A 14,601-nucleotide genomic window follows, 5' to 3' on the forward strand; every position below is an offset into this window, starting at 1 on the left:
TTTCTTTGTCCCCAAATCCTCTGTACGCGGTAGTTTTGCAGTTTAATTGATTATTTTCTTATCATTGCACATGACCTTTTCAGACGCATTGATGACAGCGGCACGCCGCTATTGTATGGATCATATTACCTACTGGGCGAACCGATATCAACAGGAGCGCACCGGCGAAGATTTTCCTGAATATACCTATACTGATAACGACTACAATTTATTCCCCCGTTATAATATCCTGCAGGCCATACAGGGTGAAATAGAGTTGTTCACGGGTCAAAACAATATTTCACGTGATACAATAGCTGAAATAGGCAGGTCAGCGCAACTTCCATTCTCCGGTGAAGCGGAGCATCCCGTGGAAGCGGCTGCCATTGAGGATGAGCGAAAAAAGTTTATTGATTTTATACAACACATTACCCCGGAAATACTGGCGCAAACAGCGCCGTTGCCCTACCGGCGGCGACTAAACGAAGAAGAAAAGCAAGCGGTAGATCAACAATTACTGGAACGCTGGAATTATGATGGTAACTACTGGGACCCGATTGATCCCAAGTGTCCTACCGGCGTTATATATCTCCATACAACTGACCTTACCACCAATGACTATGCAGCACTCACCCACTATATCAGCACATATGCTGCACCTTATGTACTGGAAATAACGGAAGAAGGCATCATCACCGCGATCCCCTCCGGTGATTTCCAGCCGGAAAAAGAAGAATGTGCTTATTGTGATGAAGCGTATGATTGGGTGATTTACTGCTCTCATGAATCAACGATTACTTTTGCGGGAGAACAGCTACAGGCTTTTATCGGGGAGTTATTTGCGGGGCGGGAAAACTTATTGCGCCAATAAAAAAGGGAAATTCTCCCCGGATCACTTTGAATAAATGATGCGGTTTTCGAATTCCCCTATGATCACTTTTCCATAAATGACTTTCGTCCAGCCATTTTCATAGCCATGGTTATTGGCGATCAGGTAGCCTTTATTCGGCTCTTTTTTAGTGATTTTGTGTGCATCAATATACCGGCCTTTTACTTTGCAAAATACGATATCGCCAATGGCGTATTCGGTTGCTTTGACAAAAGTCAGCAGGGTGCCGCTTTTCAGGATGGGCAACATAGAGCTGCCAAAGGCTTTCATTTTTCCGGTACCCGTCACTTCGAGTTCATTTTTTAATCTTTCGTACTTATTCATTTTGTTTTAAATTTTGGGGGCTTGGTTTAAATATGGGTTGGGTTAATCCACCGTAGCGCCCATGATACAATCGATCACTTTTTCAGCGCTGCAGTTATTCAGTCCTGCGCCCCAGCAGGCGTTAAATTCCAGGATAAACCAACCTGTTTGTTCGTTATAGGCAATGTCTATTACCACTACCCGTGGCAGCTCCGTTTGATGGTGTTGCACAAACGCTTCGAGGAAACTGTTTCCCGTGCCGAGATCGGCGGCACCTTCATACAGTGCGATATCCATTATCCGGCCATCCATTATAAAACTCCGGGCTTCCGCCTGTATGGGTGTAACAATAGCGGAAACAAGAATTTCTTCGGTTTCCAAAAGGCCGGCGGTGGCTTCCTTAAAGGCGGTCAGCGTTTCGAAGATCCCTGCCAGGAATATTTTCGGGATGACAGGCTTAATAAAAACGGGAAAATGGGCCGTTGTCATTTGTCCGATTTGCCGGAGCGTGATGTGCCGTTTGGTCCATGATGGATCAAGTCTTGCTATGAGGGTATCGTCTGGAGAAAGCAGCGTCCGGTGGTATAGCTGTGCCAGTACCAGTGCAAAAGTTTGATTACCGTAGATGGCTATACGTTGTGCAGCCAGTGCTTCGTCGTGAATCCAGTATTTTCCGAGGCGCTGTATTTGTCCGCCTCTGCGGGTCCAGGAGGCAAATACCTGTTCAAATTCTATGTCGGTTTTTTCGGGTATTAACAATACGGTGGCTGTTTGCATAGGGTGATGCCATTTGTTTTAAAGGGTTAAAAAATAAAGCGTGCTGCTAATTACTTAGCATATGCGCCAGTATAGGTCCGCATTTTTCGCGGCAGGGTGCATAAAAATGTCCGTGTTGCCAATAGGCGGATTTAGGCGATAATCCCCACCAGAATTCAGCCAGGGCTAACGGCTCCATTTCATGTTGGAAAGCGTATTGCAGCAGTTTGGGGGCAGCGCATTCTCCGGCGCCTGCCGGCGGCTTTTTATGGCCGGTAGCAGCAAATATATCCACCAGGCTTTTTGACTTCCCGGATTTATTTAAAAAATGGTACTGGTCAAAAATTTTGTTTTGCAGCGCAATAGAATGATGCTTACGTAAATTTTTCAGGAGATGGATGTCCGCGGCGTTGCTTTGGGGGTCAAACAATTCCAGGGCGGTAATTTCCTCGCTCATTTGCGTTAGTTGGGTCATTCCCGTGTTCACGAAACCTCCTTCTGCCAGGGTATCAAATATAGGCGGTACAAAACCAGCATGGTGGTTAGCACCTGCCAGTTTACCAGAAAATGCGGCCAGGTATCCCAGCTCATCTTCTTTGGTACGAACGGCCAATACGCCGAACATTTTTCCTATAATCCCCCCTTCTGCATCAGATGACAACCCGAAATTATGCGTCCATTCCTCCTGATACTGCAGATGCGACTGTAGTTTGTCTGCCGCCAGCTGGCAAAGCGGGTGCAGGGCATTGTCTATTGAAAAGGTAAGGCCTTCGGCCAGTGCATGAATAGCTGTTGATTCGTCAAACGTGCAAAACGCGGATGGTTCATTTACCACGCTGTGCATTACTATTTTCTCTTAAAATAATGCGCAAATTTAACAAAATTTTTAGAAAATCACTGGCCGATTCCTATTTTTTATAAAGTGAACCGTATACCGGCGGAAAGATTCAGGTGAGATACATTCTCTCTTTCCTCATCTTTTAGTTCTCTGGTGGTAGTGCCACTGGCTTGTTCCACTTTTATACGACTTAACTGACCGGTGATCAGTGATGCCTGTGCGCCGGCAGAGAGGTACCGTGTAATGTAGAAATCATAACCCAGGTCCAGGCTTGTTCCGGCGGTACCACCTTTTATTATCATTTTGGTAGCTCCTACAGCCGAGTTATTCCGGAGTCCTACATAACCCAGGCCTACATTGGCATAAAAAGCATTGGTTTTAGCCTGGTTATATAAACGGGTGCCGAAAGTGGCGCCAATAAAATTAATACCAATATTATCACTTGTGGAAGTACTGCCTCCACTCAAGGGTACCACGCCACTATTGGAAGCGTGAAAATAACTATACTTCAGCCCTACTCCCATCTTCTCTTTGAAATAATAAGTACCATCCAGCCCAAGATTAAAACCTGACTTCAGTTTCTTTACATAATCTCTGGTTTCGCCGGAAAACTGAGAGCCAACTTTACCAAGGCGGTAACTATAGCCGCCATTCACGGCAATACGGAAGGCAGGGATGTCTTTCGTTTGGGCAGATACACCCTGCATAAGTGCAGCGCTGCATACCACCAACAATAATTTTTTCATACGGTATAGATTAGATAGTATTTGGATTGATGACAACAAAATAGCATATAAATTGCACCTCTGCAGCAGTTTCCATACATAAAAAATTGATTTTCAGGCACACATGACGATTTTTAAATTATCTAGCCGTTGTCACCGGGACGAATACCACCTTTCCGTTAAAAAATAAAATGTTCAGTGTATCTTACCCGCTTTTTCAGGCTAACCCGTTGTGGACGCATTAAACCAAACAGTGATCAATGAAGGCGAACGAATCCTTATTAAAAACGAAACAACACTTTGAAATTTTAGACGGGTTAAGGGGAATTGCTGCCATCTCGGTAGTTGTATTTCACTTCATGGAAATAGTCATTTCCGATTACAGTAAAAACTTTATTGGACACGGCTTTCTGGCAGTAGATTTCTTTTTCTGCCTATCGGGATTTGTGATTGGATATGCATATGATAACCGGATAGATAAAATGGGCGTATGGGAATTCTTTAAATCGCGCATTATCCGTTTGCATCCGCTGGTGATAGCCGGGAGCGTGCTGGGTTTATTGGGCTTCCTGATCAATCCATTTGGATTACCACCAGCTATTTATTCTGTTGGCGAAATAAGCATCTTCTTTCTCTGCTCCCTGTTACTGATTCCTTACCCATTTATGCCGGATCGCTACTTTAACCTGTTTGGGTTGAATGCACCGGCCTGGTCTTTATTCTGGGAGTATGCAGCGAATATCTTCTATGCACTGGTGCTTTACCGGTTGTCGCGTCGTTACCTCGTAATATTGGCAATAGTAGCTACAGCGGCCATTTCCTACGTGGCTTTCCATACCGGTAACCTGATGGGTGGATGGAGCAAAGACACCTTCTGGCAAGGCTGCGCGCGTATCTCTTATTCATTCCTCGCGGGGTTAATTGTATTCCGGTTTAACTTAATTATCAAAAACAGATTAGGCTTTATAGGGTTAACAATATTACTGCTGGCGGCATTTCTTCAGCCTTACTTTACCTGGAACTGGCTGGCGGAACTGTTGACAGTGGTGGTTTATTTCCCGCTGCTCATCGCATTGGGCGCAGGTGCGCAATTAGCGCCGGCGTTGAAAAAGTTTTGTGTTTTTTCAGGAAAGCTATCCTATCCGTTATACATGAGTCACTATGCCGCCATGTGGATATTCGCCAACTGGTTCAATAAGTATCATCCAAATCCAACACAACTGTCGCTGGTGATTATACTCGGCACGCTGCTCCTGATTGGCTTTGGCTGGCTGGTGATGGCGATATACGATACGCCGGTGAGAAAATATTTAACGGCGAGAAGGAAATGATTTTGAGAAGCGAAAGGCTAAAAGCATAAAGCAAAAAGCTATTGTAGCGAGTGATTATTACGGATATTTACACGCGTTAGTCACTCGCAACAATAGCTTTTTGCTTTATGCTTTTAGCTTTTCGCTTTTTGATTTATGCTTTTCCAATCACCTCCTTACGGTGCTTTAGTCCCCAGTAATGCAACGCTTCTATTACCTGTTCCAGTGATTTGCCATGCGCCGTAATAGTGTATTCCACTGTTGGCGGGAAGGTGTCATATACCTCTCTTTTAACGAGCTTGTTTGCTTCGAGGTGCTTTAATTCTTTCGACAAAGTTTTATCAGTAATACCCGTTACTTCCTTTGTTATCTGTTTAAACCGCTTAGGACCGGTTGACAGCGCAAATAAAATCAACAGTTTCCATCTGCCCTCCAGGGCTTCCAGGGCGTCTTTGATAGACAATGCATTTTTAGGGCATCCGCCTTTTGTTAACATATAAAATGGCTTTACTGACTATGATACTATCCAATTGGATAGCGCTATCCAACAAGGAAGCGCTATCTATTTGAAACCAAATATATGTAGGTTTGCCTCATTCAAAAAAACATCTTATGACATCCTCTTTGCGAAAAATGAACGGAACATTATGGGCGCTGCAAATACTCATCGCAGCTTTCTTTCTTACTGGTGCGGTACTGAAGTTTCAGCCAATTGAAAAAATAGCGCCTATGATGCCCTGGGCCGGACAGGTACCCTCTTATATAGTACGATTGCTGGGTGTGATAGATCTGGCTGGTGCTGCCGGATTGATATTGCCTGCATGGCTACGCATTAAACCGGCGCTTACGCCATGGGCCGCTGTTGGTGCGGCTGCGCTGATGGCATGCGCTGTTGTGTTTCATCTATCCAGAGGGGAAGCCAGTGTGATTGGTGTGAATATTATCTTTTTGTTCCTGGCTGTTTTTGTAGCATGGGGAAGATTCCAAAAGGTTCCCGTCTCCTCAAAATAACATATTACTTAAACGTACTGCAGCAACCATTCCCGGGCGGCGGCATCATCTGTAAATGATTTCATGGGAATAGGCGGTGTTTTCAGGGCAAACACCAACTTCATAATTAATGCAGACAATCCAGGCTTAGAAACCATGGCCATGGCGGTATACACAGTAGGTACCTGCTCACCGGAAAACTGCCGCGTAGCTTTGTCCGGCACCGGCGATTTGGTTAAGTAAATCAATAGCGGCACTTTCCGATTGCCGGTGATCTGTTTTACCAGGGTAATATTGCCGGTAATATTCTCCACTGTTCTTCTAATATTTTTTGAATAAGAATAGAGAATGCCAGCAGGATCATAATAGTAATCCGCTATTTCACCCTTGACAATTGGTAGATGCTCCGGAGGATTCATGCAATGCTATTTTTATGATGGCTGTACCACCATTGTTTTACGGCGATAAATGTAGCGCATAAAATTGGGAACTCCGCCATGGTGGTTTGCTTCATTTATTATACTTTCATCATGAATAAACTTAAAGGGATGGAATTTTCTGCATTATACGAAGTGGCCTGTAAGACCTTACAACCGAAACAGCTGTCGAAAAACAGCTATGCAGGCGGTGTTGCCGCCGCTATTCTGACCGACAAGGGGAACGTTTATACCGGCGTGTGTATTGATACGCCCTGTTCTATGGGCTTTTGCGCGGAACATGCGGCCGTGGCGGCTATGATCACAGCCGGCGAAAACAGGATCGTGAAAATGGTGGCTGTTACGGAAGGAAATGTAGTGGTGAGTCCCTGCGGCCGGTGCCGGGAATTCATCTGCCAGGTGCATGACGAAAATGATCAGTGCGAAGTGCTGCTGGACGGCAACAGGGTTGTCAGCATGAAAACGCTGATTCCGTTCCGCTGGGAATAATCAGGTAGGTTGACCGTCTATCCAACAAGATAACTTGTACCTATCTTTACTTTGTAAATATTCTCTTTTACCGCTAACTTGCGTGCTGGTAAAACCTATATCTGCTACTGATATCAGTATGCCAAACATTTATTTTATACCCCCAAAAACAAACGCATAATGAGGAAACTCATATTGGGCCTTACTGCCCTCACCATGCTTGCCAGCAGCTGCAAAAAGAAAGACAAGAAAGATACCATTACGCCTGCCAATGATTGGTATATTACTACGGCAGTAGCCACGCAGGTAAGAGATGGTATAATTACAAAAAACCAGGATAGTATTTTGTATACCTATAACGCTGATAAAACACTGCATACCGCAGAAGAGTTTTCCATTGATAACGGGCTTACTTATTACGATCTGCTCACCTTTGTTTATGATAACGGAAAGCTGGTAAAGCTCAATCGCCAGAACAGCAGGGCTGAACCGCCCGCCACTATTCTGGAATTCCAGTATACCGGCCAGCTCCTCACCCGCTCTTATGCACCCGGACAAACTGCTACCAACTATGATTCCCTGGTGTATGAGAATAATAAAGTGGTAACGTTGGCGAAAGTCAGATCAGGAAAAATCGATAAAATACTGGAGTACACCTGGGATGGTAGTAATATAGCCACAGAGAAACAACACAAATGGGATGCTGCTAACCGTCTCAAAGTACTTTTACAAAGCCATCAATATCGTTATAATGATGTAGCGAATGCCCGCAAAACGCAGGCATTCCCTTATTATTTGCTGGCAGATCAGGGAGGTAGTGCACAGTTACTTTCTGCACACGAATTAACCAACCGGTCTACTATCAATACAATTGGAGCAGAAACGGACTTCGTTTCGTATACCCGTGAACGTAATGACAAACAGCAGACCGTTGCAGATACCAGCTGGTACAAGGCTACAGCGGCCGATCCCAAAAAAGCCGGGTATATTACAACGTATAAGTATACCGACCTTGGCAAATAAACATACTCCGTACGAAGGCGAAGCCATCCTGCATAACAGGATGGTTTCGCTTTTTATCCTCTCCAGCTAAAAAAAATTTGGGTAACTCAAAAGTTACATATACATTTGAGTAACTTAAAAGTTACATATCATGGCAAACACGATTAAACATCAGTTCTTTTTCCCACATCCGGCACAAATGGTTTGGGATTATCTGACCAAACCAGCATTAATGGAACAATGGTTGATGAAAAATGATTTTCAACCCATCGTGGGCCTCGACTTTCAATTCAAAACAGGCCCCATACCCAGCCTCGACTTCGACGGCATTTTCTATTGCAAAGTATTAGAGATAGAGCCTTTGAAGAAGCTGACCTATTCCTGGAAATGCGGTCCCGGCAACGGCAAAATCGCCATTGACTCCGTTGTAAGATGGCGCCTGGAGCCCAAAGACAAAGGCACTGAATTATTTTTAGAACATAGCGGTTTCTCCGAAACAGAAAACCTCAGCATGTTTGCTGCATTGAAAGATGGCTGGTTAAAGAATCTGCATAAAATTGCCGACCGCATAAACACGCTCCAACATGGCCACACCAACGCTTGATGCCTTCCAGGTAATCAGTGATCCCAGCAGACGAAAAATGTTGATGCTGCTGGCAGAAGATAGTTTAACCATCAATAGCCTGGCGGATAATTTCGAGATGAGTCGCCCTGCGGTTTCCAAGCATATCAAAATACTGCATACCGCGGGATTCATTTCTATCCGGGATATCGGGCGGGAACGCTATTGTACATTGAAACCCGACGGATTCCGTGAACTACAAAACTGGATCTCTTACTTTGATAACTTCTGGGCATCCAAGCTGAAAAAACTGGAAACCCTGTTGAATAAAAAATTACCTAATTAAAAAAAAATCCAAATGGCAACTCCAGATTTCAACACCACCTTTGTGGTACCACAAGCGCCGCATGACGTATTTCAGGCGATCACCAATATTCGTGGCTGGTGGTCCGAAAACATCACTGGCGGCACCACACAGCTTAATGACGAGTTTTTCTATGAAGTAACAGGTATTCATACCTGCAGCATGAAATTAGTAGAATTAATACCTGACAAAAGAGTGGTATGGCAGGTGCTCGAAAATAACTTCACCTTCACCAAAGATAAAAGCGAATGGATTGATACCCACCTCGAATTTGATATCACGTCAAAAGGGAATCAGACGGAGATTCATTTCACCCACCGCGGACTGGTACCTGCATACGAATGCTATGATATTTGCCATAACGCCTGGAGTGGATACGTTAATAAGAGCCTGCGTGACCTGATCACCACCGGTAAAGGACAACCTAATCCAGCAGGTGGTGGACTTCGTGAATAATGTTATCTGTACAGATATGTCTGCCTGCCTGCGTAAAATGCGGGAGTAAAAAGTTATTTGCGATATAATGATTTTTATTGCGTGTCCGTCTACTTTGCTGGTGGACGGACTTCCCGTATGATGATGGATACACAAAAGAAATAACTGCTTTTATTCACTAATCACCTCTGATTATCAAGTACATTAAAACCTTATGCGGGATAACAGTCTCCGCATTTTTTTATTTATCTTGATGAAAGAAACGCGAAATATGAAGTTCCCTTACCTTATACTGACCAGTCTATTACTTTTCTGTGGCCACGCATATAGCCAGAAAGTAAACATTGTAAAAAAATCTGACACCTTTCAACGCAAAAAGAAATCGCGTGAGATCTCTTACTTGAGCAACGCTGCTGACACATCCGGGCTGGAATATGTGGCCACCATTTCTTCCAGGGCTGTTGCTCTGGAGAGCAAAGCGCTTGCGAGGCTATGGACTTATGCCGTACGTCGTGGCATGAAATCAGGCGCCAACACATTTAGGTTCCACTCCTACACAGACACAGATTCAACGAGACCGGAATTAATTCTTGATTTTTTCTTTGCAGATAAAGCTGCACTCCAGCGGAATACAGACCGCGAAGAGAAAAATGTGGTCTATATCTTCGGTAACAAAGGCAAAGCCATGTCCTTAAAAGTAAATGGAGAACAGTTGACGATTCCCGCCGATAGCTCCCTGCGTTATGAACTGCTGGTGGGCTCGGAACTAAAAATCAGTAAGGGCAGCTTTGCGGGTGACTCTTATACCACGCAGTGGGCGTTTGGGAAGACTGCGGAGTATCTTTCTATTTCCGGATTTGGACCAAACGGCATGTATGTACCTGCTCTCGGCGCCGTAGGGTTAGTTTTAAGTCTCAGCAGTGGCCATATTACACCGATGAATCCGAACTTTGGCCGGATGATAATGGATATGCAAAAAAAATAACTGCTGTTGTTCATTTAATCACCTCAGCTGATCCAGTTCATTAAAACCCTGTACCACGTATCAATTCCAGCACTTTTTATTTATCTTAAAATAAGAAACGCGAAATATGAAGCTCCCTTACCTTGTACTGACTAGCCTGTTGCTTTTCTGTGGCCATGCATATAGCCAGAAAGTAGACGTTATAAGAAAGTCCGACACCTTTGCGTCCAAAGGCAAACAACACGATTTCATTTACTGGAACAATCCGGCCGATACCGCGGGACTGGAATATGTAGCCACACTTTCCGCCCAGCCAAAGGGAGAACTTAGATCGCTATGGGCGCTATGGGAAGGCATCAGCTACAGCTCCGGTAAATTGGGGGCCAACGCTTTTATACTCCGTTCTTTCACAGAAAGTGATTCTACCAAATCTGAGCTGATCCTGGATGTATATTTTGCGGACACCACTATCATACCGCGGAATACTGACAGAGAAGAAAAGAATGCAGTCTATCTCTTTGGTAACAAAGGAAAACCTATGCCGTTAAAAGTAAATGGAGAAGAAGTAAAGATTCCAGCAGATAGTTTTCTCCGTTATGAATTACCGGAAGGTACAACGCTAAAAGTAAGYAAAGGCAGCGCGCTTGGCGGCTCCTCCGGACGCATCCGGGGAGAAGCAGGAAGAGTAGCCTTGTATTATTCTGTATCCGGTTTCGGACTGGGCGGTGCCGTCCCCCCTCCGGGAACCGTAGGCCTTTCGTTCAACACCGGTCGCATCACCCCTCTGAATCCTCATTTTGCCCGTATGATGATGGATACACAAAAGAAATAACGCTTTTGTTTATCTATCTTCTATGCCTATACGTTATTGAGAATAACGTATAGGCGTGGACAATATCCTTATACGCGCCGCTGACCTTTTGTCAACATAGTTGTTTTTCTACTAAAAAAATAACCATGAAACCATAAAGCGGAAAGCTCAAAAGCTATTTTAGCAAATGATTAAAGCGCAGATATTGAATATCTGTGCCATTCATTTGCTAAAATAGCTTTTTGCTTTCCGCTCATTAAACTTTTTACTACCACGTATTGTTATCCAATACGCCGATGCCAAATCAGCCCAAATAGATTTAAACTATTAAATTATCAAATTAATTGATTATCATTATAACTACAATAGCATACTTTTAGGCCCTGACACATAGGTACAGTATTTCTTCAATACCCAAAACTCGTAACAATGGGACAAGAATCTAACGACATCAGTAAATGCCCGTTTCATAATGGTAGTATGAAACAAAATGTTGGCGGTGGTGGCACCAGGAATCGTGATTGGTGGCCCAACCAATTAAAGGTGAGCATTCTGCGCCAGCATGCTGCGGAATCAAGCCCAATGAATGCCGACTTCAACTATGCCGAAGCGTTTAAAAGCCTGGACCTGGAAGCAGTGAAAAAAGACTTACACGCCCTTATGACGGATTCACAAGACTGGTGGCCGGCAGATTTCGGGCATTATGGTCCGTTGTTTATCCGTATGGCCTGGCACAGTGCAGGTACCTATCGTGTAGGAGATGGCCGCGGTGGCGCAGGTTCAGGACAGCAACGTTTTGCACCGCTGAACAGCTGGCCTGATAACGTAAGCCTGGACAAAGCCCGCAGATTGCTTTGGCCCATTAAACAAAAATATGGACGTAAAATTTCGTGGGCCGATTTACTGATTCTAACCGGTAATGTGGCGCTGGAATCCATGGGCTTTAAAACCTTTGGTTTTGCCGGCGGAAGGGAAGATGTATGGGAACCCGATGAAGATGTATACTGGGGCTCAGAAACCACGTGGCTGGGAGGTGATATCCGCTATGCACACGGCTCACCGGGTGTAGAAGAAAACCATGGCGTATTAACAACGGATGACAAAGCAGATGGCGATATACACAGCCGCAACCTGGAAAATCCACTGGCTGCCGTACAAATGGGATTGATTTATGTGAACCCCGAAGGACCAGATGGTAACCCCGACCCTATTGCCGCTGCCAAAGATATCCGCGATACTTTCGGTCGCATGGCTATGAACGACGAAGAAACCGTAGCATTAATTGCCGGCGGACATAGCTTTGGTAAAACGCATGGCGCCGCACCTGCCACCCACGTGGGCAAAGAACCGGAAGGCGCTGACCTGGAAATGCAGGGATTAGGCTGGGCCAACAGTTATGGCTCCGGTAAAGGTGCCGATACCATTACCAGCGGACTGGAAGTGATCTGGACAAAAACACCGACCAAATGGAGTAATAACTTCTTTGAAAATCTCTTCGGCTTTGAATGGGAGCTGTCTAAAAGTCCTGCTGGCGCCCATCAATGGCACGCTAAAAATGCAGACGCAATTATACCAGATGCCTTTGACAATGGCAAAAAGCATGTACCCACCATGCTGACCACCGATCTTTCTCTGAGATTTGATCCCATTTACGGAAAAATATCCAAACGCTTCCTGGAACATCCGGAAGAACTGGCGGATGCCTTTGCCCGCGCATGGTTTAAATTAACGCATCGCGATATGGGCCCTCGCGCCCGCTACCTCGGACCGGATATCCCATCAGAAGTATTGATCTGGCAGGACCCTATTCCGGCAGTAAACCATCCATTGGTAGATGCCAACGATATTACAGATCTGAAAGCTAAAATATTGGGTTCCGGATTAAGTGTATCCGAACTGGTGTCTGCTGCATGGGCCTCTGCGTCTACTTTCCGTGGCTCCGATAAACGCGGTGGCGCCAATGGTGCACGCGTTCGTCTGGCACCGCAGCAATACTGGCAGGCCAATAATCCTACGCAACTGCAAAAAGTATTGGATAAGCTAACCGCTATTCAAACTGCCTTCAATAGCGCAGCAGCAGGTGGTAAGAAAGTCTCTCTCGCTGATCTCATTGTGCTGGCAGGCGTAGCCGCAGTAGAAAAAGCCGCGAAAGATGGCGGTCATGCTGTGAGCCTTCCTTTCACACCTGGCCGCATKGACGCTTCCCAGGAACAAACTGAAGTCGAATCTATTGGTCACCTGGAACCTATTGCTGATGGATTCCGGAACTACCGCAAAACAAAATTTGCCGCATCTACGGAGGCCTTGTTAATCGACAAAGCGCAGCAGCTCACGCTGACAGCGCCTGAACTGACGGTACTGATTGGCGGTATGCGGGTATTGAATACTAATTTTGATGGCTCCGCACACGGCGTGTTCACTTCCCGCCCCGGTCAGCTTACCAACGATTTCTTTGTGAACCTGCTCGATATGAATACTGCATGGAAAGCAGTATCGGCCGATAAAGAATTGTATGAAGGTAGCGATCGTAGCAGCGGCGCCAAAAAATGGACCGCTACCCGTGCTGATCTGGTGTTTGGTTCCAATGCAGAACTGAGAGCCGTTGCAGAAGTATATGGCAGCGCTGATGCCGGAGAAAAATTCGCGAAAGACTTTGCCGCCGCGTGGAATAAGGTGATGAACCTCGACAGATTTGATCTTGCTCAGTAGTAAGAAGATATCACGAAAAGTAAAAGAGCCTCCTGTGCGGAGGCTCTTTTTTTTATGGTATCAATGACGTCACTATAAGTGCAGTTTCCCTTCCATCACTATTACAGATGAACCACTCACCCATATGCCATCTTCCTCAACAACAACAGCAATAGTAGATGGTTGTTGCACAAATTTTCCCTGCAGAAAAACATAATCTTTATGCTGCTCTATATAACCCAGTTTCTCCAAATACCCTGCAAGAGGGCCAGCAGCCGTGCCGGTGGCAGGATCTTCATCTATCCCGATACCTGGGTTGAAAAATCTCGATTCCACAGTGACTTCATCGGCAACCCCGTTGGTCGTAAAAAGATAAAATCCTTCAAAACCATATTCCTGTGATATACGCTTTAACAATCGTTTATTCACTGCGGCATTTTCCAATACGGTTGTGTTGATAACCGGTACCATCAAATGAGCCACTTCTGTTTTAACGATCTGCACGGGCCAATCGTTTAATTTCAAATCCCTTGTTTTTAATCCAATGGCTTCCGCAATGATATCCTCCGGGATGGTTGCCAGCAGCGTGACAGGCCTTTGTTTCATGCCAACATAAGGAAGACTGTTCTTCTCTCCTATCCGCAGCGCGACAGGAATATCCTTTACTTTCACCCAGGGTAAATCCCCCTGATGACTGAAAACATTCCACTGCTTTATCAATGCCAAACATACCGCACCTAATAAGTTATGTCCGGCGCCGGCAACTTCAAATTTAGCAGGCGTAAAAGAGCGTACTTTAAACACGCCTTCTTCCGCTGAATAATGTACAAAAGAGGTTTCCGAATAACCGAACTCCCGTGAAATATCATAATACTGTTCCATCTCCAATTCCTGGTTGATGCAAACCACAGAAAGCTGGTTTCCCTTATACGGCTGGTCCGTAAATACATCTAATACGTAATAATCAAGCTGTTTCATTTTTTATGTGTCTGTTATATTTTCAAAATTAGATGGCAATAGTTTATTTTCGCCATGAGTTAACCCGGGGTAACCGGTTACCTCGGGTTAACTATCACACAC

General features: G+C 45.0%; 18 protein-coding genes. 11 read left to right on the top strand and 7 right to left on the bottom strand.

Annotated features, from left to right (window positions below):
* The first annotated feature begins 70 nt into the window (after positions 1–70).
* Positions 71–850 carry a hypothetical protein gene (locus AC1DFM_RS16540; RefSeq protein WP_477077840.1) on the top strand — a complete coding sequence of 260 codons (780 nt, stop codon included), beginning with the start codon at positions 71–73 and terminating at the stop codon, positions 848–850.
* A gap of 21 nt (positions 851–871) precedes the next feature.
* Here AC1DFM_RS16540 and AC1DFM_RS16545 read toward each other — a convergent pair whose 3' ends face one another.
* The 4 genes from AC1DFM_RS16545 to AC1DFM_RS16560 all read right to left on the bottom strand — a co-directional run bounded on the left by AC1DFM_RS16545 (position 872) and on the right by AC1DFM_RS16560 (position 3,511).
* Positions 872–1,192 (bottom strand): S24 family peptidase, encoded by a 321-nt coding sequence (locus AC1DFM_RS16545; RefSeq protein ID WP_477077841.1) that lies wholly within the window; start codon positions 1,190–1,192, stop codon positions 872–874.
* A 42-nt stretch (positions 1,193–1,234) separates the two neighbouring features.
* Positions 1,235–1,948, bottom strand: a complete 714-nt coding sequence (locus AC1DFM_RS16550) for an ATP-grasp domain-containing protein (RefSeq protein ID WP_477077842.1) — start codon at positions 1,946–1,948, stop codon at positions 1,235–1,237.
* Positions 1,949–1,994: 46 nt separating this feature from the next.
* On the bottom strand, positions 1,995–2,771 hold the full coding sequence (locus AC1DFM_RS16555; protein ID WP_477077843.1) for a pseudouridylate synthase: 777 nt from the start codon (positions 2,769–2,771) through the stop codon (positions 1,995–1,997).
* A 71-nt stretch (positions 2,772–2,842) separates the two neighbouring features.
* Positions 2,843–3,511, bottom strand: coding sequence for a porin family protein (locus AC1DFM_RS16560; RefSeq protein WP_477077844.1), 669 nt, complete (start codon positions 3,509–3,511; stop codon positions 2,843–2,845).
* Between the two features lie 239 nt (positions 3,512–3,750).
* Between AC1DFM_RS16560 and AC1DFM_RS16565 the strand changes: the two genes are divergently transcribed.
* Positions 3,751–4,821 carry an acyltransferase family protein gene (locus tag AC1DFM_RS16565; protein ID WP_477077845.1) on the top strand — a complete coding sequence of 357 codons (1,071 nt, stop codon included), beginning with the start codon at positions 3,751–3,753 and terminating at the stop codon, positions 4,819–4,821.
* A 133-nt stretch (positions 4,822–4,954) separates the two neighbouring features.
* On the opposite strand, the gene AC1DFM_RS16570 is transcribed toward AC1DFM_RS16565, so the two are convergent.
* Positions 4,955–5,296, bottom strand: coding sequence for a winged helix-turn-helix transcriptional regulator (locus AC1DFM_RS16570; protein ID WP_477077846.1), 342 nt, complete (start codon positions 5,294–5,296; stop codon positions 4,955–4,957).
* Between the two features lie 116 nt (positions 5,297–5,412).
* On the opposite strand from AC1DFM_RS16570, the gene AC1DFM_RS16575 reads away from it, so the two are divergent.
* Positions 5,413–5,811 carry a DoxX family protein gene (locus AC1DFM_RS16575; RefSeq protein ID WP_477077847.1) on the top strand — a complete coding sequence of 133 codons (399 nt, stop codon included), beginning with the start codon at positions 5,413–5,415 and terminating at the stop codon, positions 5,809–5,811.
* Positions 5,812–5,819: 8 nt separating this feature from the next.
* On the opposite strand, the gene AC1DFM_RS16580 is transcribed toward AC1DFM_RS16575, so the two are convergent.
* Positions 5,820–6,209, bottom strand: a complete 390-nt coding sequence (locus tag AC1DFM_RS16580; RefSeq protein WP_477077848.1) for a DUF7793 family protein — start codon at positions 6,207–6,209, stop codon at positions 5,820–5,822.
* 111 nt (positions 6,210–6,320) lie between these two features.
* On the opposite strand from AC1DFM_RS16580, the gene AC1DFM_RS16585 reads away from it, so the two are divergent.
* The 8 genes from AC1DFM_RS16585 to katG all read left to right on the top strand — a co-directional run bounded on the left by AC1DFM_RS16585 (position 6,321) and on the right by katG (position 13,542).
* On the top strand, positions 6,321–6,716 hold the full coding sequence (locus AC1DFM_RS16585; RefSeq protein ID WP_477077849.1) for a cytidine deaminase family protein: 396 nt from the start codon (positions 6,321–6,323) through the stop codon (positions 6,714–6,716).
* Between the two features lie 159 nt (positions 6,717–6,875).
* Positions 6,876–7,718 (top strand): hypothetical protein, encoded by an 843-nt coding sequence (locus AC1DFM_RS16590; RefSeq protein WP_477077850.1) that lies wholly within the window; start codon positions 6,876–6,878, stop codon positions 7,716–7,718.
* A 130-nt stretch (positions 7,719–7,848) separates the two neighbouring features.
* A complete protein-coding gene (locus AC1DFM_RS16595) occupies positions 7,849–8,301 on the top strand; it encodes an SRPBCC family protein (RefSeq protein ID WP_477077851.1) in 453 nt (150 codons plus the stop codon).
* A complete protein-coding gene (locus tag AC1DFM_RS16600; protein WP_477077852.1) occupies positions 8,282–8,605 on the top strand; it encodes an ArsR/SmtB family transcription factor in 324 nt (107 codons plus the stop codon). Before AC1DFM_RS16595 ends, AC1DFM_RS16600 begins: the two co-directional genes overlap by 20 nt.
* A gap of 12 nt (positions 8,606–8,617) precedes the next feature.
* On the top strand, positions 8,618–9,079 hold the full coding sequence (locus AC1DFM_RS16605; RefSeq protein WP_477077853.1) for an SRPBCC family protein: 462 nt from the start codon (positions 8,618–8,620) through the stop codon (positions 9,077–9,079).
* A gap of 250 nt (positions 9,080–9,329) precedes the next feature.
* On the top strand, positions 9,330–10,043 hold the full coding sequence (locus tag AC1DFM_RS16610; RefSeq protein ID WP_477077854.1) for a hypothetical protein: 714 nt from the start codon (positions 9,330–9,332) through the stop codon (positions 10,041–10,043).
* Between the two features lie 106 nt (positions 10,044–10,149).
* On the top strand, positions 10,150–10,854 hold the full coding sequence (locus tag AC1DFM_RS16615) for a hypothetical protein (RefSeq protein WP_477077855.1): 705 nt from the start codon (positions 10,150–10,152) through the stop codon (positions 10,852–10,854).
* Positions 10,855–11,262: 408 nt separating this feature from the next.
* Positions 11,263–13,542, top strand: a complete 2,280-nt coding sequence (katG, locus tag AC1DFM_RS16620) for a catalase/peroxidase HPI (RefSeq protein ID WP_477077856.1) — start codon at positions 11,263–11,265, stop codon at positions 13,540–13,542.
* 72 nt (positions 13,543–13,614) lie between these two features.
* Here katG and AC1DFM_RS16625 read toward each other — a convergent pair whose 3' ends face one another.
* A complete protein-coding gene (locus AC1DFM_RS16625; protein ID WP_477077857.1) occupies positions 13,615–14,499 on the bottom strand; it encodes a PhzF family phenazine biosynthesis protein in 885 nt (294 codons plus the stop codon).
* Positions 14,500–14,601: the final 102 nt, after the last annotated feature.

This window comes from Chitinophaga sp. 05T412, from assembly GCF_056396465.1.

Coding starts and splice junctions, on each gene's coding strand:
- AC1DFM_RS16540 (WP_477077840.1), top strand. CDS start 71: ATGACCTTTTCAGACGCATTGATGACAGCGGCACGCCGCTATTGTATG.
- AC1DFM_RS16545 (WP_477077841.1), bottom strand. CDS start 1,192: ATGAATAAGTACGAAAGATTAAAAAATGAACTCGAAGTGACGGGTACC.
- AC1DFM_RS16550 (WP_477077842.1), bottom strand. CDS start 1,948: ATGCAAACAGCCACCGTATTGTTAATACCCGAAAAAACCGACATAGAA.
- AC1DFM_RS16555 (WP_477077843.1), bottom strand. CDS start 2,771: ATGCACAGCGTGGTAAATGAACCATCCGCGTTTTGCACGTTTGACGAA.
- AC1DFM_RS16560 (WP_477077844.1), bottom strand. CDS start 3,511: ATGAAAAAATTATTGTTGGTGGTATGCAGCGCTGCACTTATGCAGGGT.
- AC1DFM_RS16565 (WP_477077845.1), top strand. CDS start 3,751: ATGAAGGCGAACGAATCCTTATTAAAAACGAAACAACACTTTGAAATT.
- AC1DFM_RS16570 (WP_477077846.1), bottom strand. CDS start 5,296: ATGTTAACAAAAGGCGGATGCCCTAAAAATGCATTGTCTATCAAAGAC.
- AC1DFM_RS16575 (WP_477077847.1), top strand. CDS start 5,413: ATGACATCCTCTTTGCGAAAAATGAACGGAACATTATGGGCGCTGCAA.
- AC1DFM_RS16580 (WP_477077848.1), bottom strand. CDS start 6,209: ATGAATCCTCCGGAGCATCTACCAATTGTCAAGGGTGAAATAGCGGAT.
- AC1DFM_RS16585 (WP_477077849.1), top strand. CDS start 6,321: ATGAATAAACTTAAAGGGATGGAATTTTCTGCATTATACGAAGTGGCC.
- AC1DFM_RS16590 (WP_477077850.1), top strand. CDS start 6,876: ATGAGGAAACTCATATTGGGCCTTACTGCCCTCACCATGCTTGCCAGC.
- AC1DFM_RS16595 (WP_477077851.1), top strand. CDS start 7,849: ATGGCAAACACGATTAAACATCAGTTCTTTTTCCCACATCCGGCACAA.
- AC1DFM_RS16600 (WP_477077852.1), top strand. CDS start 8,282: ATGGCCACACCAACGCTTGATGCCTTCCAGGTAATCAGTGATCCCAGC.
- AC1DFM_RS16605 (WP_477077853.1), top strand. CDS start 8,618: ATGGCAACTCCAGATTTCAACACCACCTTTGTGGTACCACAAGCGCCG.
- AC1DFM_RS16610 (WP_477077854.1), top strand. CDS start 9,330: ATGAAGTTCCCTTACCTTATACTGACCAGTCTATTACTTTTCTGTGGC.
- AC1DFM_RS16625 (WP_477077857.1), bottom strand. CDS start 14,499: ATGAAACAGCTTGATTATTACGTATTAGATGTATTTACGGACCAGCCG.